We start from the raw sequence: 18890 nt of genomic DNA on the forward strand, positions 1-18890 counted from the left end.
AGATGAAAAAATTATTTCATTTTTCCTCTTTTAACTAAAAATGCTGTAAGAATCTGGTCGAACCCCTGTGAAATATCAGCTTCAACAAAATCAATTTTATATTGACCACACTTCAAACGCAAGTCATGATAAAATTCTTTGATTGCCGTCTGATAATGCGTTTTCACTTGTGAGGGTTGCACTTTTACCTTTTCACCTGTTTCCAAATCTATGAACTCGTAAGGACGTTCGTCAAAATTAAATTCTTCTTCGGTGTTTTTATCTGTTACATGAAACAATAAAACCTCATGCAAGTTATGCCGCAAGTGCTGCATAGCTGAAAATAGACGTTCAGTATTAGTAATATCATCAAACATATCGCTAAAAATCACGACAAGCGAGCGCTTATGAATTTTCTCCGCAATTTCGTGCAGGGTCTCTACTACTGAGGTCTTTTTATTAGATTTTGGTCTTTGTAAGAGCGACTCTAAATCCACGAATATCTTATGTATATGAGATGGAGTCGATTTAATAGGAGTTTGAATTTCTATACCTTCAGAGAATGTAGTCAGACTTACCGCATCACGTTGTCTTTGTAGAGTGTAAGCCAATGCACCTGCCGCCATGATACTGAAAGTCATTTTGCCATTAGATTTTTCGGGATAATACATAGACGACGACGTATCTATCAGTAAATGGCAACGAAGGTTGGTTTCTTCTTCGTAGCGCTTTACGTACAATCGGTCAGTTTTGCCAAATACTTTCCAGTCAATATAGCGCGTGCTTTCGCCCGTATTATATAAGCGATGTTCAGCAAATTCTACCGAAAAACCATGAAAAGGAGACTTATGCAAACCTGTGATAAACCCCTCTACTAGTTGTTTGGCAAGAAATTCAATGTTACCGTATTCTCGAATTTTTACTAAATCTAACATATATTCAACTCTATGTCTATTTTGCTGTTGATGGCTTTTTAGATGTCTTGGACTTAGTCCCTTTTTTGGCCAATGTTTTCTTTGATTTACTCCTGGCAATTGATGTGCCTTTTTTTCGTCGGCTTGCCCTCTTCTTTTTTAAAGACTTAGAAGCTTTCGTTCTGATTGTTTTGGGCTTAGGCTTTAAGGGCACCTGTACTTCTTCCTCTTCAGGTTCATCTACTATTAAATCAGAGGCACTCTTAATCATAGAGTCTGGCCGTTCAATATAAATCGTATCATTCTCACCTACTACAGTCACTTTTACTTTCGCTATGCCATGACGAAACATATCCAATTGTTTGGCTGCCACATGAGATAAGTCAAGTAGTCGTCCTTTAGCGAAAGGACCTCTATCATTAACCCGCACAATACACCATTTATTGTTTGTCAGGTTAGTTACTTCAATCATTGTACCAAAAGGCAAAGTCGGGTGTGCACAAGTGAGCACATTTTTCTTCAGAATTTCTCCACTGGCCGTTTTTCTACCATAAAACTTGTTTTCGTAATAAGATGCTTTTCCAAACAGTTCGACTCCGATAAATGATGATTGACTGGATGCTAGAGTAGGTTTAAATAGAATGAGTAAACATAAAAAAGATACTGTTTTAAGTGTCATTCCCGGTTAAAATTTGATTTCGAACTGCATAGATACAAAAATTTCGGCAAGAGCAAAAACAATCAAAAATTTTGTATATAAAACATAATTAAAATATTTATGTGGGAAATTTCTTATTTGAAATGAAAATAACATTATTTTTGTTTGAAAATCCTAATAAAATATTTTGCATACAGCAATAAAAACCTATATTTGAAAATCATTCTAAACCTCTAAAACTTAAAAGGATTGTGGAAAGAGAAGACAGAGACAAAATTTACTCTAAACGTGTCAGAGCGGGTAAGCGTACTTATTTTTTCGACGTAAGAAGTACCCGTTCAAATGATTACTACCTAACTATCACCGAGAGCCGTCGTTTTCAGAAAGATGGAGGATTTGTATTCGAAAAGAGCAAGATGTTTGTTTACAAAGAGGATTTTAACAAATTCCTTGAAGCTCTACAAGAAACAATTGATCACATTAAAACCGAGCTTATGCCAGAATTCGACTTTGACCAGTACAAAAACGAACAAGTTTCTGTTTCGAACGAAGAAACCGATGATTACGCGTCGGGTGGTAGTTCTGATTTAAAATGGGAGTAACCTTTAAAAGGTAATCCTTTCCTGGTAGTTCTTACCATCTTATCAATTATCGATTTTTGCTGCTGATTCTGCTTGGTCTTCTTTACGCCTGGAATCTGTTACTACCCTTTATGATTGATAATTGTAGTGTGCGTAGGGGAGTTAAAGACATTCAGCCTTTGGGAAATTCTCAAAGGCTTTGCTATTATAGGCTTACCCCTAATGCCATACCGAACTCTTGCTGGTAAATGTATTTAGTATAAGGAATAAATCGCAATTTAGCGAAAAGCACCGACTTACGACTGAGTGGGAAATGAGTCCGCAGTCCTGTAACAGCAATAAGAAAATGCCTTTGCTCGCCATGTAGTAGCTCTGGTACTATTAAACTACCTATTCCTGCCTCAAGAAAATATTCTGCTCTCCTCTCTTTCTTTTCCGGATTACAATCTTTTCTTCTCGTATTATTCCGCTGATTCAACCAATAATTGTAGGTAACTACTTGTGGGAAAGACCAGGTATCATTGGCATATGAAATGAGACCTATTCCTGCCTGTATATTAACAAAACTCTTTGGTCGTTTCAATGCCATAAATTCAATATTGGCGCTTCCTAATGGACTTGTACCCAGAAATTCAAGGCTAACACCAAAATTATATCTGGTTTGAAAAGACTTAAAAGTTTGGGAGTAAGCATTAAAATATAGCAACAAGAAAATAGAAATTGTGAGTAAAGATAGTTTTTTCATAAAGTAGCATTGTGTCACAGTCTGCTTATAAAACGAACAAATTTGTCGCATATTACCACTAGCATTATCATTTACTTTTGCCTTTCTCCTGCTTTTAGCGTAATTTTGCGGAAATTTTTATTTAGAATAATTTATCAGATTATATGCCTTTACAAGCCGGAATTGTGGGACTTCCCAACGTTGGAAAATCAACGCTCTTTAATGCCGTATCAAATAGTGCCAAAGCTCAGGCAAGCAATTATCGTTTCTGTACTATTGACCCAAACGTAGGCCTGGTGGATGTGCCAGACGAAAGATTAGATAAATTGGCCGAATTGGTAAAACCTAATAAAATTGTACCTACTCAGATTGAAATCGTAGACATTGCCGGATTGGTAAGAGGAGCCAGCCGTGGTGAGGGTCTGGGAAATAAATTCTTAGGAAATATCAGAGAAGTAGATGCGATTATCCATGTAATCAGATGTTTTGAAGATGAGAACATTCTTCGTGATGAGGGAGCGATTAACCCGATAGGTGATAAAGAAATCATCGATACTGAATTACAGTTGAAAGATTTAGAGAGTGTTGAGAAGAAGATTCAGAAGATTGAAAAACAAGCCAGAGTAGGAGGTGATGCCAAAGCAAAGGCTGAATTTGACATCCTGAAACGTTGCCAGGAGTGGCTATTGCAAGGTAAAAATGTGCGTGAATTAGACTTGGCAAAAGAAGAATTGTATGCTGTAGCAGACTTGTTCTTACTATCTATCAAACCTGTGCTATATGTGGCTAATGTTGATGAAGCTTCTATGCACACGGGTAACAAGTTTTCGGATATTTTACAAAAAGTAGCTGATGCAGAGGGTGCACAGATGATTATTCTTAATAACTCTATCGAAGCACAGATTACTGAAATGGAAGACCCGGATGATAAGGCTATGTTTTTTGAAGAGTATGGAATGAAAGAAGCAGGATTGAATCGTTTAATCAGAGCAGCTTATAAATTATTAACGCTTCGCACGTATTTTACTGCTGGTGTTCAGGAAGTAAGAGCCTGGACAATTCAGGAGGGTTGGAAAGCTCCACAAGCCGCAGGGGTGATTCATACTGATTTCGAGAAAGGTTTCATCAAAGCAGAGGTTATTAGCTATAATGATTATGTAAAATACGGTTCTGAAGCTGCTTGCCGTGAAGTTGGTCGTTTACGTATTGAGGGTAAAGAATATGTAGTAGCCGATGGAGACGTCATGCATTTTAGGTTTAATGTATAATAATAAGTACCAAGAAAATATTATTTGACATTAAAATTTCAAACCAATTCACTATCAGTTAATTTTATAAACCTGCTTATTCATAGTTTTCTCATTATTTTTTATTTGGAAGGCTTTTACTTTTTTTACCTGAAAAAAAGTAAACAAAAAAGCAGGCATCATTTAAACTCATACAATTAAAAAACTGAAAAATCTTTTCTTAAGGGATAGTTCTCTTCAAGTTTTTTAATCGTACTCAGACAGGAAATGATGTTTTAAGGATACAATTTTTAGTTGTTATTTTTGTACTAATATTCTCAATTAATTTTGTGCCCTTACTTATATAAAGCAAAAGCGCTATAAGGTACTCCTTATAGCGCTTTTGCTTTATATATATGCCTAAGTAGAGTCGAAGGCTATTTTTTCACCATCTTATCCATCATTTCTAGCATAGCTGGCGTTGGAATGAGGTAATTACTTTGCGACCAGAATTTCTCTTCATATTTACCTCCCTTCGGGAAATTATTAGTGGTCAGTAGCTCATCATCAAATTTTATGGCACTTCTTCCCATTCGCATACTTTCGTTGGCCATAAACTGTACAGTCATAGTGGCTTCTGTTGTAAATTTCTTTTCGAGTTTATCTTCAAAATCAGCCACAAACGTCAGCTTACTATCCTGCAAGTGCCATTTGCCATTTAGTGGTAAAAACTGCGTATAGCCTTTTACTACTTTACCCACCTTCTTGGTATTGTCTACAAAACTTCTGCCTATCACATCTTTCACACCTTCGGGCGTCATTTCATATTCAATTCTCACAATGGCCTGATTATTTACATCTATATACACCTTACCGTTACGTGCTGCCTTCACGCGTTTATTGACTGGCCAGAAACTCATCGAATACACGAGGCTATCATTAAAGTAGGTCATTAATGAATCAATTTTAAAGTCATAATCATTGATACTTCCTTTATCCAGATATTCAGGGATACCTCCCTCTAACGAACGGGTAACAATAGCTGCTCCATTCATAAAGCCCCAACCATCAAGTTTGGCTGTTTGTCCTGTCCAGTCATATTTCCGGCCTTTCAGCAATTTGGCTTTTTCAATACCAATCTCTTTAGCTGTGTGCGGACGCTCTACCCGAAGAATGCCCTCTGTGATTTTTACAAACCCCAGTTTAGCCATTTCAAGTGTTTCTAAGTAAAAACCAATCTGGTAAGTAGGATAAGAGGGGTTATTTTTTTTAACTAGATTAAACGCCTCTTTTAATAAAGTTTTTGGATCTCCACCTTGTACTGAAGCCAGGGTTTCAGCTTTTTCTAGCTCAATGACACTAGTAGAATCATAGGCCAATGCTTTTTTGCTAAGGCTCTTATAGCCAATGGCAGAAACAATCAGCACGGAGTCAAGGTCAATTTTTGGAAAAAAGAATTTAAACTCACCAACGGCATTCGTCTGGCTTGAAAAACCTTTACTTGGGATACTGAGATAAGCGTTAGGAAGCGCTTGTTGGGTCGCTTTATCAATGATTTTTCCTGATATTGAGACGTAACCTTGTGAAAAGACTATGGTGGGAAATAAGAATAAAATTAAAAAGGAGTTAATTCTCATAGATTTCAATTAAGGAATTTAATTATAGTAACGACGAATATTAAATTTTACTTAAAAGGCTTGCATTTTTTTTTATAGTTTGCATACATTTGATACCAGTTTAAACCAAAACACTCTAAAGCAATGAAAAAATTATTCGTCCTATTATTTATGAGTTTGTTAAGTCTTTCGATACTTGATTTAACTGCTCAGGAAGTTAAGAGCAAAGGTAAGGCAAAAGAAAAAGCGGAGAAAAAAGAAAAACCAGAAAAAAAAGAAGTAGCTGAAAAGAAAGAGAAACCAGAGAAAAAAGAAAAGCCTGAAAAGAAAGAAAAAACCGAGAAAAAGGAAACAACTGAAAAGAAAGAGAAGCCAGAAAAAAAGGAAAAACCTGAAAAGAAAGAAAAAGCTGATAAAGTAGCTGACAAGGCAGAGAAGAAGGAAAAAGCAGATAAAAAAGAAAAAACAGAGAAGAAGGAAATTGCTGAAAAGAAAGAGAAAAAAGCAACAGATAAAGACAATACCGTTAAGCCTGCACCAAAACCTAATACAAAAGACGACGGCAAAGAAGCCGACGGAACTACACGTAAAAAAGTAGCCGGTGCTGACAAGCAAATCGGGAAAGACGAAAAAGGACGTACAATCTATGAAGGTCCTCGTGGTGGCCAGTACTATATCAATTCAAATGGTAACAAAACTTACCTGAAAGCTGATACCAAACTTTAATACAATAAGTTTATAAGATAAAAGTCTCAATCCTGAATCGGTTGAGACTTTTTTAGCTCTTAGGTCTGAATTCTTTCATCACCTCCTGATTACAAACTAAATAGGGACCCTCTATTAAATCAATACAATAGGGAACAGCTGGAAAAACAGCGTCAAGACATTGGCGAATGGCTTTGGGTTTCCCGGGAAGATTGATGATTAGAGAATGATTGCGGATACCTGCTGTTTGCCGGGATAGAATAGCCGTTGGTACATATTTAAGGCTTTCTATACGCATCAGTTCTCCAAAACCGGGCATCATTTTCTGGCAAACGGCCTCTGTTGCTTCTGGTGTTACATCTCGCAAGGCAGGACCTGTCCCTCCTGTTGTTACAATCAAACAACAATTGTGTTCGTCTGCCATTTCAATTAAGGTTTGTGAAATTAAATTCTGTTCGTCAGGTATTACCCTATAGACAGTCTCAAATTCAGAAATCAGATATTCTTTCAAAGTTTCTACAACAGCTTTTCCTGGAATATCTTCATAAATACCTGCACTCGCCCGGTCTGAAACATTGATAACCCCAATTTTTATCATAAAGAATGTTGGTCTGAATTAGCATTATAAAAACTGCTTTAAAGATAGTGTAATTAATTCCTCACCTAAATAGGTGGTCTATTATTTTTCATTTTTCTATTTAAACAACTTGAAATCAAGCTATCATACATTCATGAAAGAATTATTCGATAAAAAGGCGATTGAAGCCATACGTAGTTATTTATTAGAACATCAGGAAACCATAGCAGTAGCCGAGAGTGTTACCTCTGGTTTTATTCAGGCAGCATTTTCTACAGCCGAGGAGGCTTCTAAATTTTATCAGGGTGGTGTTACTGCTTATAATGTCGGTCAAAAATTCCGTCACCTCCGCGTTGAACCTGTGGAGGCATTGGCTTGTAATTGTGTTTCAGAGAAAATAGCACAAGAGATGGCTCTGCATGTGTGCGATTTATTTCATAGCCAGTGGGGGATGGGCATTACAGGCTATGCCGCACCTGTACCTGAATCTGATAATAAACTCTATGCTTATTATGCTATTGCACATAACAGCACGATATTGAGCACTAAAAGAGTATCAGTCAAACAAGGGGATTCAGTAGAAGTGCAATTATTTTACGTGAATGAAACCTTATCAGATTTAGCCAGATGTATTCATGAACTGGTTAATTCTCATGAATAACTCTGGTTTTAGGGGTATCTGTTTTAACGTTTATCTTTTTGATAATGCTTATTTCGCCATTATGTTCAAGATATATTTTATCTATTCCATCTATGCTATCTGAAAAGGTAGCTTTTCTTACAGCTTGCATAATGTCCTCTTCGCGTACAAGGCCTCTTCTCATACTTTGGTCAATAAATTGACCATTTTCATAGAGGATAATTTTCTCGCCCTCAACTATTCTTGCAAAATTATTATAACGCGTAAATAACCATCCAAAAACTCTATGCAATACACAGAGAATGAAGCTGGCAAATATGATAGGAATAAAAGGAGAAGCACCCACTACTGCACGACTGAGAATGGCGCCTAAGAGAATAACTATAATATTATCAATAGGTGTACGAAGACCAAAGGAGCGCCGACCGGCTATCCTGATCAAGACAAAGGCGATAAAAAAGATTGCAATTGCCCGGCAAGCCATCTGAAGAGCCGTCAATTCTACTTCATGACTGAAAATTTCTTGCAGCGTTTCCATTTAAGTATTGGTGTTAAATCCGATTTCTACCATTAAAATTTCCGTTCCAGAATTCTGTATTAACCTATAAATCAGGAAACTGTTTGAGTTAATGTTTTTTAACTCAAACAGTTTCCTGACAATCTTTCATTAGCTTAAGCTTCCTTGGGGATTTCGTCTGGCAAAGTTTGATGCTTCTTTCTTTTGATAATAGCCATCAGGTGATTATGCCAGTTCAACATATTGCCTAATACAAAATAATCTTTCAGGTTATTCCTAATACTGCTTCGCATGATTTTCACCACTAGGTTCTTCTCTATTTCACCAACTTCTTTCACCCTCACCAAAAATTCAAGTGAAATCAGCGCTAATATTGCGCCTATGATAAATAAGAAGTTCCATTGATTCAGTGACAACAATCGGAAAACTTTGTCCATATTTGGAGTTATCCATTCAATACGAATATTCAGGTGTCTGTTAGCAAAATAGTCAGCCAGAAACCCACCGATTAGTGGGCCTAAAAAAGAGAAAATAGCTGTGATGGTGTTTTTAACAGACAGGTAAGCAATGGCCTCTTTTCGTGGGGCAAGTTTCAAACCGATATTCGTTAGCGAAAGGTTGATACCTGCCGTGGCTGCCCCCATTAAAGCATAGATGACTATTAACAAGGCAAAATTCGAAATGAAATTTGTATAAATCCCTACAAAAGACCAGGCTGCAATACAGATAATATAGATGGGAGCGCAAATAGAAAGAATAGTTTTATTACTATATCGGTCCGCAAAAATCCCCCAGCTACGAATGGTAGCAATACTACATAGCTGGCTAGTGATTGTCAGAGTAATAATATAAGAAAGTGAGTAATTCATGTGTTTCATTAAAAATACCGTGAAAAACGGTATGGCAATATTTAATGAAAACACCCAGAATGAGTTGAATACCAAGAGCCTTAAAAAGTTATTGTCTTTTAATGGCATAATAAAAAGCTTAAAAACATTCTCGTTGCCTAAAAAAGATTTGGGTTCAGGTATGCGTGAGAGTAGAAAGACCCCTAATAAACCGCTGATCCCACCCAGGATAAACATGCTTCCGTAAGCATCTAATTCTAATTTAGGATAATGATGTTTCATATAGTCGATACCCAGGGCTATAATCAGACTCATGCACACATTGAGGGTTTGTATATAGCCACTTCGTTTCGAAAAATAAGTACCCATTATTTTCTCCGGTATCAAGTCTTTCATCCAGGCATTCCAGCTTAAACCTGCCATAGAGGCAAAAAAGAAGTTGAAAAATAGGAAGAGTATAATAAATTGAACCGAAATACCATTCGGAAAGAATAAGGCAATGATACCTATGATTACTATAGGCACACGAGCCAGCACAGAAAAAAACACACTAATAGCACGCCGGTTGTTATAGCGTTTTACTAACCAGATAGTTAATAACTGAGAAATATTAGAAAAAGCCGGTAAAGACGCTATTAACCCTATTTGTAGGTTTGAAGCACCTAATAATAAACTTAGAGCAGTTAAGAAAGCCCCGGTTGTCATTACGTTCATGGTTTCTGTAGCCAAACCCTCTCTTATGCCGAGTTTCATTCCGCACTCCACTTCCTTTTCGGTCAATATTTCTTTTGGTTGCAGATTCATGTTGTGGATATTAGTTTACTAAAAAATATAACTTAGCCATTGACAATCTCTCCACCATTCACATGGATTACTTGTCCGGTAATATAACTGGCATCTTCTGATGCAAGAAATACATAGGCAGGTGCTACTTCGGCTGGTTGACCTGCTCGTTGCATAGGTGTATCTTTTCCAAAGGTATCTAATGATTCATCGGGAAAAGTAGTCGTAATCAGTGGTGTCCAGATTGGGCCGGGGGCTACTGCATTAACCCGAATTTTTCTGCCATTTAATATTCCGGATAATGAACGGGTAAAAGAAACGATAGCTCCTTTGGTAGCCGAGTAATCCAGAAGGAACGGATTCCCTTTATAGGCTGTAACCGACGTTGTATTAATAATAGAACTTCCTTCTTTCAGATGCGGTAAAGCAGCCTGAACCAGAAATATCTGCGAGAATATATTGGTTCTGAAAGTCTGCAGAATTTGCTTCTCCTTTATATTCTCTATTTCGGTTTGAGGATACTGTACAGCTGCATTATTTACCAGAATATCAATCTTTCCCCAGGTCTTTATTACTGTATCAATTATTTTCTTGCAATTGCTTTCAACACTTATATCAGCACTTACAATAATAGCTTTCGTACCTTTTGCTTCTACAAGCTTCTTGGTTTCTTTGGCATCAGAACTTTCTTTTCTGTAAACAATCGCCACATTGGCACCCTCACGGGCAAAAGCTACACAAATAGCCCTTCCAATGCCGCTATCACCACCTGTAACTATCGCTACTTTATTCGCAAGTTTTTTATCTTGTCGGTCATAAGCTCTTTCAAAAATTGGCTTTTGTTCCATGCCACTTTCAGCCGATTCGGCGTTATCAATTGCTTTTTTTGAAGATTTCATGTTATATGAATTTTTAGTATTTATATCTGTTACTAATCAATCTTTAGGAACCCAAATGGAAACTGAACCTGCACTTACGTGAAAATTTCCGATACCATTTTTATTAATCCGTACTTCTCTCGTATCTTTTCCAAGTTCATCTATGAAATATTTACCTGCATATTGAGCACCTACTTGCATAGCTTTCTTGTTTTTTTTTCCATTTGATAGTAATACTGCACACCCTTTGTGTTTATCATCTCCTGTTCTTACCCAACCTATACAATTGGGGCTATCAAAATAATCATACTGCTCTCCCCAGGCATATTCTTTGCGGGCTGAAAGCAGTTTTTCAAGTGCTGAAATCTTAGGTAAAACTATCTTCTCCTCCAGACCATCATGTCTTTTTTCAGAATAACAGGTACCATATAAATCGCAGTAAAAAACGCATGGATACCCATCTTTTCGGAGTAGTATTAAGGCATAAGCCAAAGGTTTAAACCAGGCATCTACCGTAGATTCTAAACTCTGAAAGGGTTGTGTGTCATGATTTTCAACAAACGTAATGGCTAAATCTGGCCTTATGCTTAATAACGAATTGTTAAAAATACCCCTCAAGTCATATTCTTTTCCTGCTTTAGAAGCATTATGAAAATTATAATGAAGAGGAACATCGAATAGATGGACACGAGATTCTGTAGCTCTAATATACTCTTCCAATACCTGTACATTGTCAGGTGCCCAATATTCTCCAACTACGAATAAATCATGCTTGACATGGGTGCGCATATAATCAAGCCATTCATTATAGAAAGCAGGTGAAATATGCTTTAAGGCATCTAACCTCACTCCGTCAAAACCAACGGTTTCATGATACCATTTTCCCCAACGCTTTAGTTCTTCCCGCACAGACGGATTTCTGAACTCTATGTCCGAAAACATCAGGTAATCATAATTCCCTTTTTCATCGCCAACCACCTCTTCCCAATCATCGCCGTAATCGTTGATGATATTATAAATACATTTCTCGGGTTCCTGAACATTGGCAGCGCAATCAACTCCTGAAAAGCAATTGTAGTCCCATACAAACTCAGAATATTCCTTTTTACGATTTGGAAAACTAAACTTCGTATTGGCTTCAATCTCAAAGGAGGTGCTGATGAAATTGTTGCGGTTTTCAGGATCTACCTTTCTCACCATCACTTTCTCAGTTTCATCAGCACCTCCCATATGATTCAAAACAATGTCAACATAAACACTGACGTTTTGTTGATGAAGTGCATGAATTGCTGACATGTATTCTTCTTTGGTGCCATACTTGGTTCTTATAGTTCCTTTCTGGTCAAATTCTCCTAAATCGTAGAGGTCGTATACATCATATCCTTGTGAAAATCCACCGCTTGAACCTTTATAGGCTGGTGGCAACCAAACGGCTGTGATACCTAATTTTTTTAATTGTTCTGCCTCTTGGCTTACCTTTTTCCAAAGCGTGCCATCAGCCGGATAGTACCATTCGAAAAATTGAAACATTACCTCATTCATAATTCTTTTATTTCGTGTTTACCTACAGTTGTCTTTAAATAAGTAATCTACTCAATAGGTTATTTCTCGGCCTCCTGAGGTTAAAATGAGCCGTAATCAATAGGTAATGCAAAAAATCTGTGCGAAGTGCATATGTCCAAAGCAGAGCCAGGCAGAGTAGTATTAATATTCTACTATTGTATATTTTAATAGTGATAGAATTTTACATTTTTTATTGAAAACTAGCCAAAAATGCTAAGTAGCAGGCATATTTTTAATGGCGTTGACATTTATTCCCCTTGTAGATTTTTTTGCTTAAACCAATTCTTACCTTTTAAGAATCATGCGTAAGTAATTCCACAAAAAAGAGATGGACTAGAATTTTAGCAAAAGAGTACGTATAGTAGTAAAATTTCAAGATTTGTCGAACCGTTTTTCCCATTTACTATTATGAGCAATTCGAAAGCCAGTCCAAAGAATTTATGGTTAATTACAAAAAAATCATTTGAAGCCTGGAATGCAGCAGACCCATTCCGGCAAAGTGCTATTATAGCTTATTATGCTATTTTCTCTATCCCATCCTTATTAGTTATTATTATTGCTTTGGCCGGTTTGGCTTTTGGTAAAGAAGCTGTGCAGGGTGAAATCTCTAACCAGATCAGCTCGGCTATGGGTGCTGATACTGCCAAACAAATTGAAGAGATTATTGCTAAAGCAGGTGAACAGAAGAAATCAATATGGGCTACAATAATTGGTATTTTCACGCTTATTTTTGGTGCAATGGGAGTATTTCTGCAACTACAAACCTCTCTTAACCAGATATGGGAAGTAAAAGTAAAACCCGAACTGAAAGGAAAAGAAAAATGGGTGAAATTAGTAAAAGACCGACTCTTTTCTTTCGGATTAATTGTTTCTATCGGTTTTCTTCTGTTAGTATCTTTAATATTAACTACTGCTTTAGCTGCATTTAGTACCTGGATAAAGGCGCATCTGCCAGATTTCATGCTGTTTCTATTTCAAGCCATCAATTTCATTATCTCTTTTGTGGTTATATCAGTTCTATTCGCACTCATGTATAAAATCTTGCCCGATGCCAGAATCAAATGGAAGGATGTCTGGGTTGGAGCTATGGTTACAACCCTACTTTTTATATTGGGTAGATTTGGTTTAGGCATCTATTTTGGCAAAGCCGAGCCTGGTTCTACTTATGGTGCTGCAGGATCTATCATTTTAGTAATGCTGTGGGTATCTTACTCGTGTATGATTGTCTTTTTCGGCGCCGAATTTACCAAACAATACGCTACTCATTTTGGTCGGGGCATTGAACCTAGTAAGGATGCCATTTTAGTAGAGTTATCGGAAGAAGAAGAGTTGATAGTAGATAAGACTATCAAGCAAAGAGAAAAAGCTGATAAAGCCAGAAAGGCTGAAAAAGCTTAATAAGACTGCACCACACAAACTTTAACTGATGTATGAAAAAGGACACAACTTTAACACCAGAGAAGAAACATGCTGTTTCTACCAAACCTCCCAAAAGACGAAGATTATTTATCATTCTTGGAAGTATTCTGGTACTTCTGATTGCCCTGCGTTTGGCTTTGCCCTATATAGTGCTGAAATATGTAAACAAGACATTGTCTGAAATGGAGCAATACTATGGGCACGTGGAAGACATTGATATTGCTTTGATACGAGGCGCATATGTTATTAATGATATAAAAATAGAAAAGATAAACAGCGAAACTAAGCAACGGGATACGATTCCGTTCTTTAAAAGTCCCGAAATAGATTTATCGGTCGAGTGGAAATCAGTCTTTAAAGGTTCAGTAGTGGGGGAGATTTATGTCAATGAACCTGTATTGAATTTCGTAAAAGGTAAGCATAAGGGAGAGGATATTAAAGCTGATACTGCTGATTTCAGAGATTTGATTAAAGACCTGATGCCACTAAAGGTAAACCACTTTGAAATTAATAATGGACAGATTCACTATATCGACCAGAATACAAATCCACTAGTGGATGTATCCATGAAAAGCATTAACGCCGTAGCAGAAAACCTGACGAATGTAAACGACAGTACAAAACTCCTACCCGGCAAAATAAGAGCGACAGGAGATGTATACGAGGGTAAGTTTGAATTAAATGTGAACCTTGACCCACTAAAAAAGCAGCCTACGTTTGATTTGAATGCACGGCTCACTGATATGAATATGGTTTTACTTAATAACTTCTTCAGAGCATACGGTAGATTTGATGTAAACAAAGGCACTTTTGGCTTATACACTGAGTTTGCCGCCAAAGACGGCGCATTTAATGGCTATGTAAAACCGCTGATCAAAGATTTAGATATAGTAGAGTTTAATAAAGAAGAGGGAAATCTGGGCCAGATACTTTGGGAAACATTGATTGGGACAGTAGCAGAAATCTTCACAAATCATCCTAAAGACCAGCTAGCTACCAAGCTACCTATTCAAGGTAGGTTTGAGAACCCCGATGTGAATTTGTGGACAGCCATTACCTATGTATTAAGAAATGCCTTTGTAAATGCCCTGAAACCATCGGTTGATAATACCATTAGTATAGGAAATGTGCAGGCTGAGCCTGAGAAAAAGACTTTTTTGCAGAAAATATTCGGCGGAAAGAAAGATAAAAAAGACAAGAAAAAGGATAAGAAGTAGTATAAAAAACAGGTATTTTCAACAATTTAAACTGAATAGCGATGAAGCAAAAAGATTCTTTTGCAGTAAACAAGAAAACAGAAGATTTAAGTATTAATACTGAAAATCCGAAAGACCAATTGCTTACTAGTAATCAGGGCGTGCCTATTAATGATGACCAGAACTCTTTAATAGCCGGCGAGCGTGGCGCTACTTTAATGGAAGATTTTCTCTTTAGAGAAAAAATGACACATTTTGACCATGAGCGGATTCCTGAAAGGGTTGTTCATGCGAGAGGTTCGGCGGCTCATGGCTATTTTCAGGTATATGAGTCGATGGAAAAATATACTAAAGCACATTTTCTGCAAGACCCAAGTGTAAAAACGCCTGTTTTTGTTAGATTTTCTACCGTAGCGGGCTCCCGAGGTTCTACCGATTTGGCGAGAGATGTGAGAGGCTTTGCCACAAAGTTTTATACCGAGCAAGGGGTTTATGACTTAGTGGGTAATAACATACCTGTTTTCTTTATACAAGATGCTATCAAGTTTCCTGATTTGGTTCACGCGGTAAAACCCGAACCTCATAACGAAATTCCGCAGGCTGCTTCAGCCCACGATACTTTCTGGGATTTTATTTCTTTAATGCCCGAAAGTACGCACATGATTATGTGGCTGATGAGCGACAGAGCTATCCCGAGAAGCTATCGCATGATGGAGGGGTTTGGCGTTCATACCTTTCGGTTTGTTAATGCCGAAGGACAATCACATTTTGTGAAATTTCATTGGAAACCTTTATTGGGTGTGCATTCAGTTTGCTGGGATGAAGCACAGAAAATTTCAGGTAAAGACCCGGATTTTCATCGGAGAGATTTGTGGGAAGCTATAGAGAGTGGTGCTTTCCCTGAATGGGAATTAGGTGTTCAGATTGTGCCTGAAGAAGACGAATTCAAATATGAGTTTGATTTATTGGATGCAACCAAGATTATTCCGGAAGAATTAGTTCCGGTAAAAAGGATAGGGAAACTGGTGTTAACCCATAATCCCGATAACTTTTTTGCCGAAACCGAGCAGGTAGCTTACCATGCAGGAAATGTAGTGCCGGGAATTGATTTTACGAATGACCCACTGCTTCAAGGTAGATTATTTTCTTATACCGATACCCAATTGATACGCTTGGGTGGGCCGAATTTCCATGAGATACCTATTAATCGTTCTATTGCTCCTGTACATAACAACCAAAGGGATGGTTTTATGAGACAAACCATTAATCAAGGAAGAGTGAGTTATAATCCTAATAGCTTAGGTGGTGGTTGTCCGTTTCAGGCTGGAGCAATGCAAGGTGGTTTTAAAAGCTATACTGAAAGAATAGACGGTAAAAAAATACGTGGCCGTAGCAAAAGTTTCTTTGACCATTTCAGCCAGGCTAAATTGTTTTACGAAAGTCAATCAGAAGCTGAAAAACAACACCTGACTAATGCTTTAAGATTTGAATTAGGCAAAGTAGAAACCATAGAGATAAGACAGCGAATGGTAGGGTTACTATCGCAGGTCAATAAAACCCTGGCCAAAAATGTAGCTGACGGTTTAGGACTAACAGTACCAGAAGCTTTAGAGTATCCTATCAACCATAGTATTCCGGCCGATGGTAATCCTGAGGATTATCAACCAGTTAATGTTGAGCCATCCATTAAGAAATCAGATGCGTTAAGTATGGCTAATACCAGCAAGAATACCATTAAAACAAGACAGATAGCTTTGCTAGCCGCTGATGGTTTTGAAGAGCAATCATTGCAAAACTTTAAAAAGGCTTTAGAGACTGAAGGTGCCATGATTAGTGTTGTTGCTCCGAAATTTGGTACAATTAAAGGTGCAAAAGGGATTGAAACCAAGGTAGATCAAACTCTATTAACGGCTTCTTCAGTACTTTTTGATGCAGTATTTGTTTGTGGTGGAAGCGTGGGTGTAGAAACGCTTCTGGAAGAACCAAGTGCTGTTGAGTTCGTTGATGAAGCTTTCAAGCATTGTAAGCCCATTGCAACAGTAGGGGAGGGTATTGAGTTATTAAAAGCATCAAACCAACTCAGAAAACATCTAGAGAAAGGAACAGTTTCTTCAATAGGCGTACTCGTTGATCAATCGCCTGAGGAATTTGTCAATGCCATTGCGCAACATCGTTTCTGGGAAAGAGAGAAGAAAGATAAGAATCTCAACTAATATTTGACCTCATAACAAAGAAAGAGCCTTGTCAACAGACAAGGCTTCTTTCGTACATATTACACTGGAACTATTATTCCACTATTAATTTTATTCCTGCGCTGCGGCTACATTAATGTGCGATTGTGCCAATTGTGTTAGTTTACTATCAGTATCCTCTTCTTCGTTTAATGTCATTTGGAGTATATCAGCTGCTTCTTCATAGCCCAATATCTCTGCTATGGTTCTAAGCGTACCATAAGAGGCTATTTCATAGTGTTCTACTTTCTGAGCCGCTAGAATTAAACCACAGTCTCTTACTAATGAACCATCTTTAGTTGATTTAATGATTTCTTCGGCTTCTTCAGCTAATCCTATCATGGCTGCACATTTTTTAGCCTGAGCTGGTTCGTCTAACAACTTAAAAACTCTTTCTATACGATTCACATGTTCTTCTGTTTCGCTTAAGTGAGATTCAAAAGCTCGTGTTAATCCTTTAGAAGTGGCTGCTTGTGCCATAGTCGGAAGCGCTTTAGTTAGTCTTATCTCTGCCCAGTAAATATCTCTCAGACCATCTAAAAATAATCTTCTTAAATCTTCTCCCTCGTGATGGGTATTATCGCTCGAACCAAAATTTTTGCTGTGAGTTTTCATAGTAAATTCATTTAAGTGATTTTAAAAGAAAGGTTTATAGCAAAAAGTAAAAAAACTATACCATAGCCTTAAAGGGTTTAAATCGGCTTGATTTTCCTCAGAGTAGTTGAATTCTTAGTTAAAAAATGTAGGATTATTTCATCATGCCAGATGCCTAAGAATAAAGATAAGTATTGAATTAGGGTTAAAATTTAGAGACTCGCACCTGACTATAAAGAGATATTTATATTTTTACGTTATCTATTCAAATAATTCTAATTACTCAATGAAAAACAATCTAAAGCGAGCCACAGTTATATTGATGTGTTTAATGACAAGTATAGCTATGAAAGGAATCAGCCAGCAATCGGGTATTATTGCCGAGGGCGCAAAACCACAACTTATTTCCAATCAGTTTTCTTTTACCGAAGGGCCTGCCGTTGATAAAAAGGGAAACGTCTTCTTTACCGATCAACCCAATAATAAAATCTGGAAATATGATACCGATGGAAACCTGTCAGTATTTATGGACAAAGCCGGGCGCTCCAATGGGACATACTTTGACAAAAAAGGCAACCTGATTACCTGTGCCGATGAGCATAATGAAATTTGGTCTATCGATCCTGATAAAAAAGTAACCGTGTTGTTGAAAAGCCACAATGGACACGTATTTAATGGCCCAAATGATTTATGGATTGATAAAAAAGGAGGTATGTATTTTACTGACCCGTATTTTCAGAGAGATTATTGGGAAAGAAAAAGCCCTGACCCACAGATAGGAGGAGAAAAGCTTTATTATCTGCCAAAAGGTAAAAAAGAGGCTATTCTGGTTGACCCGGAAATTAAAAAACCTAATGGTCTGATAGGTACACCTGATAACAAGTATCTATATGTTTCTGATATGGGGAACCGTGCAATTGTGAGATATGATATTAATTCAGATGGGACATTAACAAACAAAAAAGAATTTGCTAAAGACCTTTCAGACGGTATGACCATTGATAATCAAGGGAATGTATATCTGGCAGGTAAAGGAGTAACGGTTTATAACCCTGAAGGGAAAAAGATCGAACAGATTGAAGTGCCAGCCAAATGGACGGCAAACGTATGTTTTGGAGGCAAAAACATGGACACACTGTTTATTACAGCTTCTGAGTCAGTTTTTATCTTGCCGATGAAAGTGAAAGGCGTAAGATAACATTTAATAATACTATCAGTTAATAAATAAACCAGGGGCATCA

Annotated in this window: 18 protein-coding genes; 8 read left to right on the plus strand and 10 right to left on the minus strand. The window is 37.3% G+C overall.

Annotated features, from left to right (window positions below; all coding sequences use genetic code 11):
• Positions 1 to 11: 11 nt before the first annotated feature.
• Both D0T08_RS21870 and D0T08_RS21875 read right to left on the minus strand, forming a co-directional pair.
• Positions 12 to 914 (minus strand): DUF58 domain-containing protein, encoded by a 903-nt coding sequence (locus D0T08_RS21870; RefSeq protein ID WP_116984860.1) that lies wholly within the window; start codon positions 912 to 914, stop codon positions 12 to 14.
• Positions 915 to 930: 16 nt separating this feature from the next.
• On the minus strand, positions 931 to 1572 hold the full coding sequence (locus D0T08_RS21875) for a septal ring lytic transglycosylase RlpA family protein (protein WP_116984862.1): 642 nt from the start codon (positions 1570 to 1572) through the stop codon (positions 931 to 933).
• 230 nt (positions 1573 to 1802) lie between these two features.
• Here D0T08_RS21875 and D0T08_RS21880 point away from each other — a divergent pair, with 230 nt between their 5' ends.
• Positions 1803 to 2153: a DUF3276 family protein gene (locus D0T08_RS21880; RefSeq protein ID WP_116984864.1), complete on the plus strand. Its 351-nt coding sequence runs from the start codon at positions 1803 to 1805 to the stop codon at positions 2151 to 2153.
• A gap of 184 nt (positions 2154 to 2337) precedes the next feature.
• Here D0T08_RS21880 and D0T08_RS21885 read toward each other — a convergent pair whose 3' ends face one another.
• On the minus strand, positions 2338 to 2877 hold the full coding sequence (locus D0T08_RS21885; protein ID WP_116984866.1) for a hypothetical protein: 540 nt from the start codon (positions 2875 to 2877) through the stop codon (positions 2338 to 2340).
• A gap of 143 nt (positions 2878 to 3020) precedes the next feature.
• On the opposite strand from D0T08_RS21885, the gene ychF reads away from it, so the two are divergent.
• On the plus strand, positions 3021 to 4124 hold the full coding sequence (ychF, locus tag D0T08_RS21890; protein WP_116984867.1) for a redox-regulated ATPase YchF: 1104 nt from the start codon (positions 3021 to 3023) through the stop codon (positions 4122 to 4124).
• Between the two features lie 395 nt (positions 4125 to 4519).
• Here the strand turns inward: ychF and D0T08_RS21895 are convergent, their stop codons facing one another.
• Positions 4520 to 5719: a carboxypeptidase-like regulatory domain-containing protein gene (locus D0T08_RS21895; RefSeq protein ID WP_116984869.1), complete on the minus strand. Its 1200-nt coding sequence runs from the start codon at positions 5717 to 5719 to the stop codon at positions 4520 to 4522.
• A 123-nt stretch (positions 5720 to 5842) separates the two neighbouring features.
• Here D0T08_RS21895 and D0T08_RS21900 point away from each other — a divergent pair, with 123 nt between their 5' ends.
• On the plus strand, positions 5843 to 6424 hold the full coding sequence (locus D0T08_RS21900) for a hypothetical protein (protein WP_116984870.1): 582 nt from the start codon (positions 5843 to 5845) through the stop codon (positions 6422 to 6424).
• Positions 6425 to 6476: 52 nt separating this feature from the next.
• On the opposite strand, the gene mog is transcribed toward D0T08_RS21900, so the two are convergent.
• Complete coding sequence (mog, locus tag D0T08_RS21905) at positions 6477 to 7001, minus strand: molybdopterin adenylyltransferase (RefSeq protein ID WP_116984871.1); 525 nt, start codon at positions 6999 to 7001, stop codon at positions 6477 to 6479.
• Between the two features lie 133 nt (positions 7002 to 7134).
• On the opposite strand from mog, the gene D0T08_RS21910 reads away from it, so the two are divergent.
• On the plus strand, positions 7135 to 7641 hold the full coding sequence (locus D0T08_RS21910; RefSeq protein WP_116984872.1) for a CinA family protein: 507 nt from the start codon (positions 7135 to 7137) through the stop codon (positions 7639 to 7641).
• Here the strand turns inward: D0T08_RS21910 and D0T08_RS21915 are convergent.
• The 4 genes from D0T08_RS21915 to D0T08_RS21930 form a co-directional block, all read right to left on the minus strand.
• The gene (locus D0T08_RS21915) at positions 7625 to 8158 is read right to left on the minus strand and encodes a DUF421 domain-containing protein (RefSeq protein ID WP_116984874.1); all 534 of its coding nucleotides are present in this window, start codon (positions 8156 to 8158) and stop codon (positions 7625 to 7627) included. The genes D0T08_RS21910 and D0T08_RS21915 overlap by 17 nt on opposite strands.
• 134 nt (positions 8159 to 8292) lie before the next feature.
• On the minus strand, positions 8293 to 9789 hold the full coding sequence (locus tag D0T08_RS21920) for an MFS transporter (RefSeq protein WP_116984875.1): 1497 nt from the start codon (positions 9787 to 9789) through the stop codon (positions 8293 to 8295).
• Between the two features lie 32 nt (positions 9790 to 9821).
• Positions 9822 to 10667: an SDR family oxidoreductase gene (locus tag D0T08_RS21925; protein WP_116984876.1), complete on the minus strand. Its 846-nt coding sequence runs from the start codon at positions 10665 to 10667 to the stop codon at positions 9822 to 9824.
• Between the two features lie 36 nt (positions 10668 to 10703).
• Positions 10704 to 12188, minus strand: coding sequence for an alpha-amylase (locus D0T08_RS21930; RefSeq protein ID WP_116984878.1), 1485 nt, complete (start codon positions 12186 to 12188; stop codon positions 10704 to 10706).
• Between the two features lie 429 nt (positions 12189 to 12617).
• Here D0T08_RS21930 and D0T08_RS21935 point away from each other — a divergent pair, with 429 nt between their 5' ends.
• From D0T08_RS21935 to D0T08_RS21945, 3 genes are read left to right on the plus strand one after another with little or no spacing between them, the layout of a single operon-like run.
• A complete protein-coding gene (locus tag D0T08_RS21935) occupies positions 12618 to 13607 on the plus strand; it encodes a YihY/virulence factor BrkB family protein (RefSeq protein ID WP_116984880.1) in 990 nt (329 codons plus the stop codon).
• Positions 13608 to 13639: 32 nt separating this feature from the next.
• On the plus strand, positions 13640 to 14845 hold the full coding sequence (locus D0T08_RS21940) for a DUF748 domain-containing protein (RefSeq protein WP_116984882.1): 1206 nt from the start codon (positions 13640 to 13642) through the stop codon (positions 14843 to 14845).
• Between the two features lie 41 nt (positions 14846 to 14886).
• Positions 14887 to 17037: a catalase gene (locus D0T08_RS21945; protein WP_116984884.1), complete on the plus strand. Its 2151-nt coding sequence runs from the start codon at positions 14887 to 14889 to the stop codon at positions 17035 to 17037.
• A 90-nt stretch (positions 17038 to 17127) separates the two neighbouring features.
• Here the strand turns inward: D0T08_RS21945 and D0T08_RS21950 are convergent, their stop codons facing one another.
• Entirely contained in the window at positions 17128 to 17670 is a 543-nt protein-coding gene (locus D0T08_RS21950; RefSeq protein ID WP_116984886.1) for a ferritin-like domain-containing protein, read from the minus strand.
• A gap of 265 nt (positions 17671 to 17935) precedes the next feature.
• Here D0T08_RS21950 and D0T08_RS21955 point away from each other — a divergent pair, with 265 nt between their 5' ends.
• Positions 17936 to 18847 carry an SMP-30/gluconolactonase/LRE family protein gene (locus tag D0T08_RS21955; protein WP_116984889.1) on the plus strand — a complete coding sequence of 304 codons (912 nt, stop codon included), beginning with the start codon at positions 17936 to 17938 and terminating at the stop codon, positions 18845 to 18847.
• The last annotated feature ends 43 nt before the right edge of the window (positions 18848 to 18890 follow it).

It is taken from the genome of Emticicia sp. C21 (assembly GCF_003418935.1).
Classification (GTDB): domain Bacteria; phylum Bacteroidota; class Bacteroidia; order Cytophagales; family Spirosomataceae; genus Emticicia.

Bases quoted from the DNA above. Each gene is read 5' to 3' on its own strand.
- D0T08_RS21925 (WP_116984876.1), bottom strand. From the start codon at position 10,667: ATGAAATCTTCAAAAAAAGCAATTGATAACGCCGAATCGGCTGAAAGT.
- D0T08_RS21920 (WP_116984875.1), bottom strand. From the start codon at position 9,789: ATGAATCTGCAACCAAAAGAAATATTGACCGAAAAGGAAGTGGAGTGC.
- D0T08_RS21945 (WP_116984884.1), top strand. From the start codon at position 14,887: ATGAAGCAAAAAGATTCTTTTGCAGTAAACAAGAAAACAGAAGATTTA.
- mog (WP_116984871.1), bottom strand. From the start codon at position 7,001: ATGATAAAAATTGGGGTTATCAATGTTTCAGACCGGGCGAGTGCAGGT.
- D0T08_RS21900 (WP_116984870.1), top strand. From the start codon at position 5,843: ATGAAAAAATTATTCGTCCTATTATTTATGAGTTTGTTAAGTCTTTCG.
- D0T08_RS21935 (WP_116984880.1), top strand. From the start codon at position 12,618: ATGAGCAATTCGAAAGCCAGTCCAAAGAATTTATGGTTAATTACAAAA.
- D0T08_RS21915 (WP_116984874.1), bottom strand. From the start codon at position 8,158: ATGGAAACGCTGCAAGAAATTTTCAGTCATGAAGTAGAATTGACGGCT.
- ychF (WP_116984867.1), top strand. From the start codon at position 3,021: ATGCCTTTACAAGCCGGAATTGTGGGACTTCCCAACGTTGGAAAATCA.
- D0T08_RS21885 (WP_116984866.1), bottom strand. From the start codon at position 2,877: ATGAAAAAACTATCTTTACTCACAATTTCTATTTTCTTGTTGCTATAT.
- D0T08_RS21930 (WP_116984878.1), bottom strand. From the start codon at position 12,188: ATGAATGAGGTAATGTTTCAATTTTTCGAATGGTACTATCCGGCTGAT.
- D0T08_RS21955 (WP_116984889.1), top strand. From the start codon at position 17,936: ATGAAAAACAATCTAAAGCGAGCCACAGTTATATTGATGTGTTTAATG.
- D0T08_RS21870 (WP_116984860.1), bottom strand. From the start codon at position 914: ATGTTAGATTTAGTAAAAATTCGAGAATACGGTAACATTGAATTTCTT.
- D0T08_RS21940 (WP_116984882.1), top strand. From the start codon at position 13,640: ATGAAAAAGGACACAACTTTAACACCAGAGAAGAAACATGCTGTTTCT.
- D0T08_RS21895 (WP_116984869.1), bottom strand. From the start codon at position 5,719: ATGAGAATTAACTCCTTTTTAATTTTATTCTTATTTCCCACCATAGTC.
- D0T08_RS21875 (WP_116984862.1), bottom strand. From the start codon at position 1,572: ATGACACTTAAAACAGTATCTTTTTTATGTTTACTCATTCTATTTAAA.
- D0T08_RS21910 (WP_116984872.1), top strand. From the start codon at position 7,135: ATGAAAGAATTATTCGATAAAAAGGCGATTGAAGCCATACGTAGTTAT.
- D0T08_RS21950 (WP_116984886.1), bottom strand. From the start codon at position 17,670: ATGAAAACTCACAGCAAAAATTTTGGTTCGAGCGATAATACCCATCAC.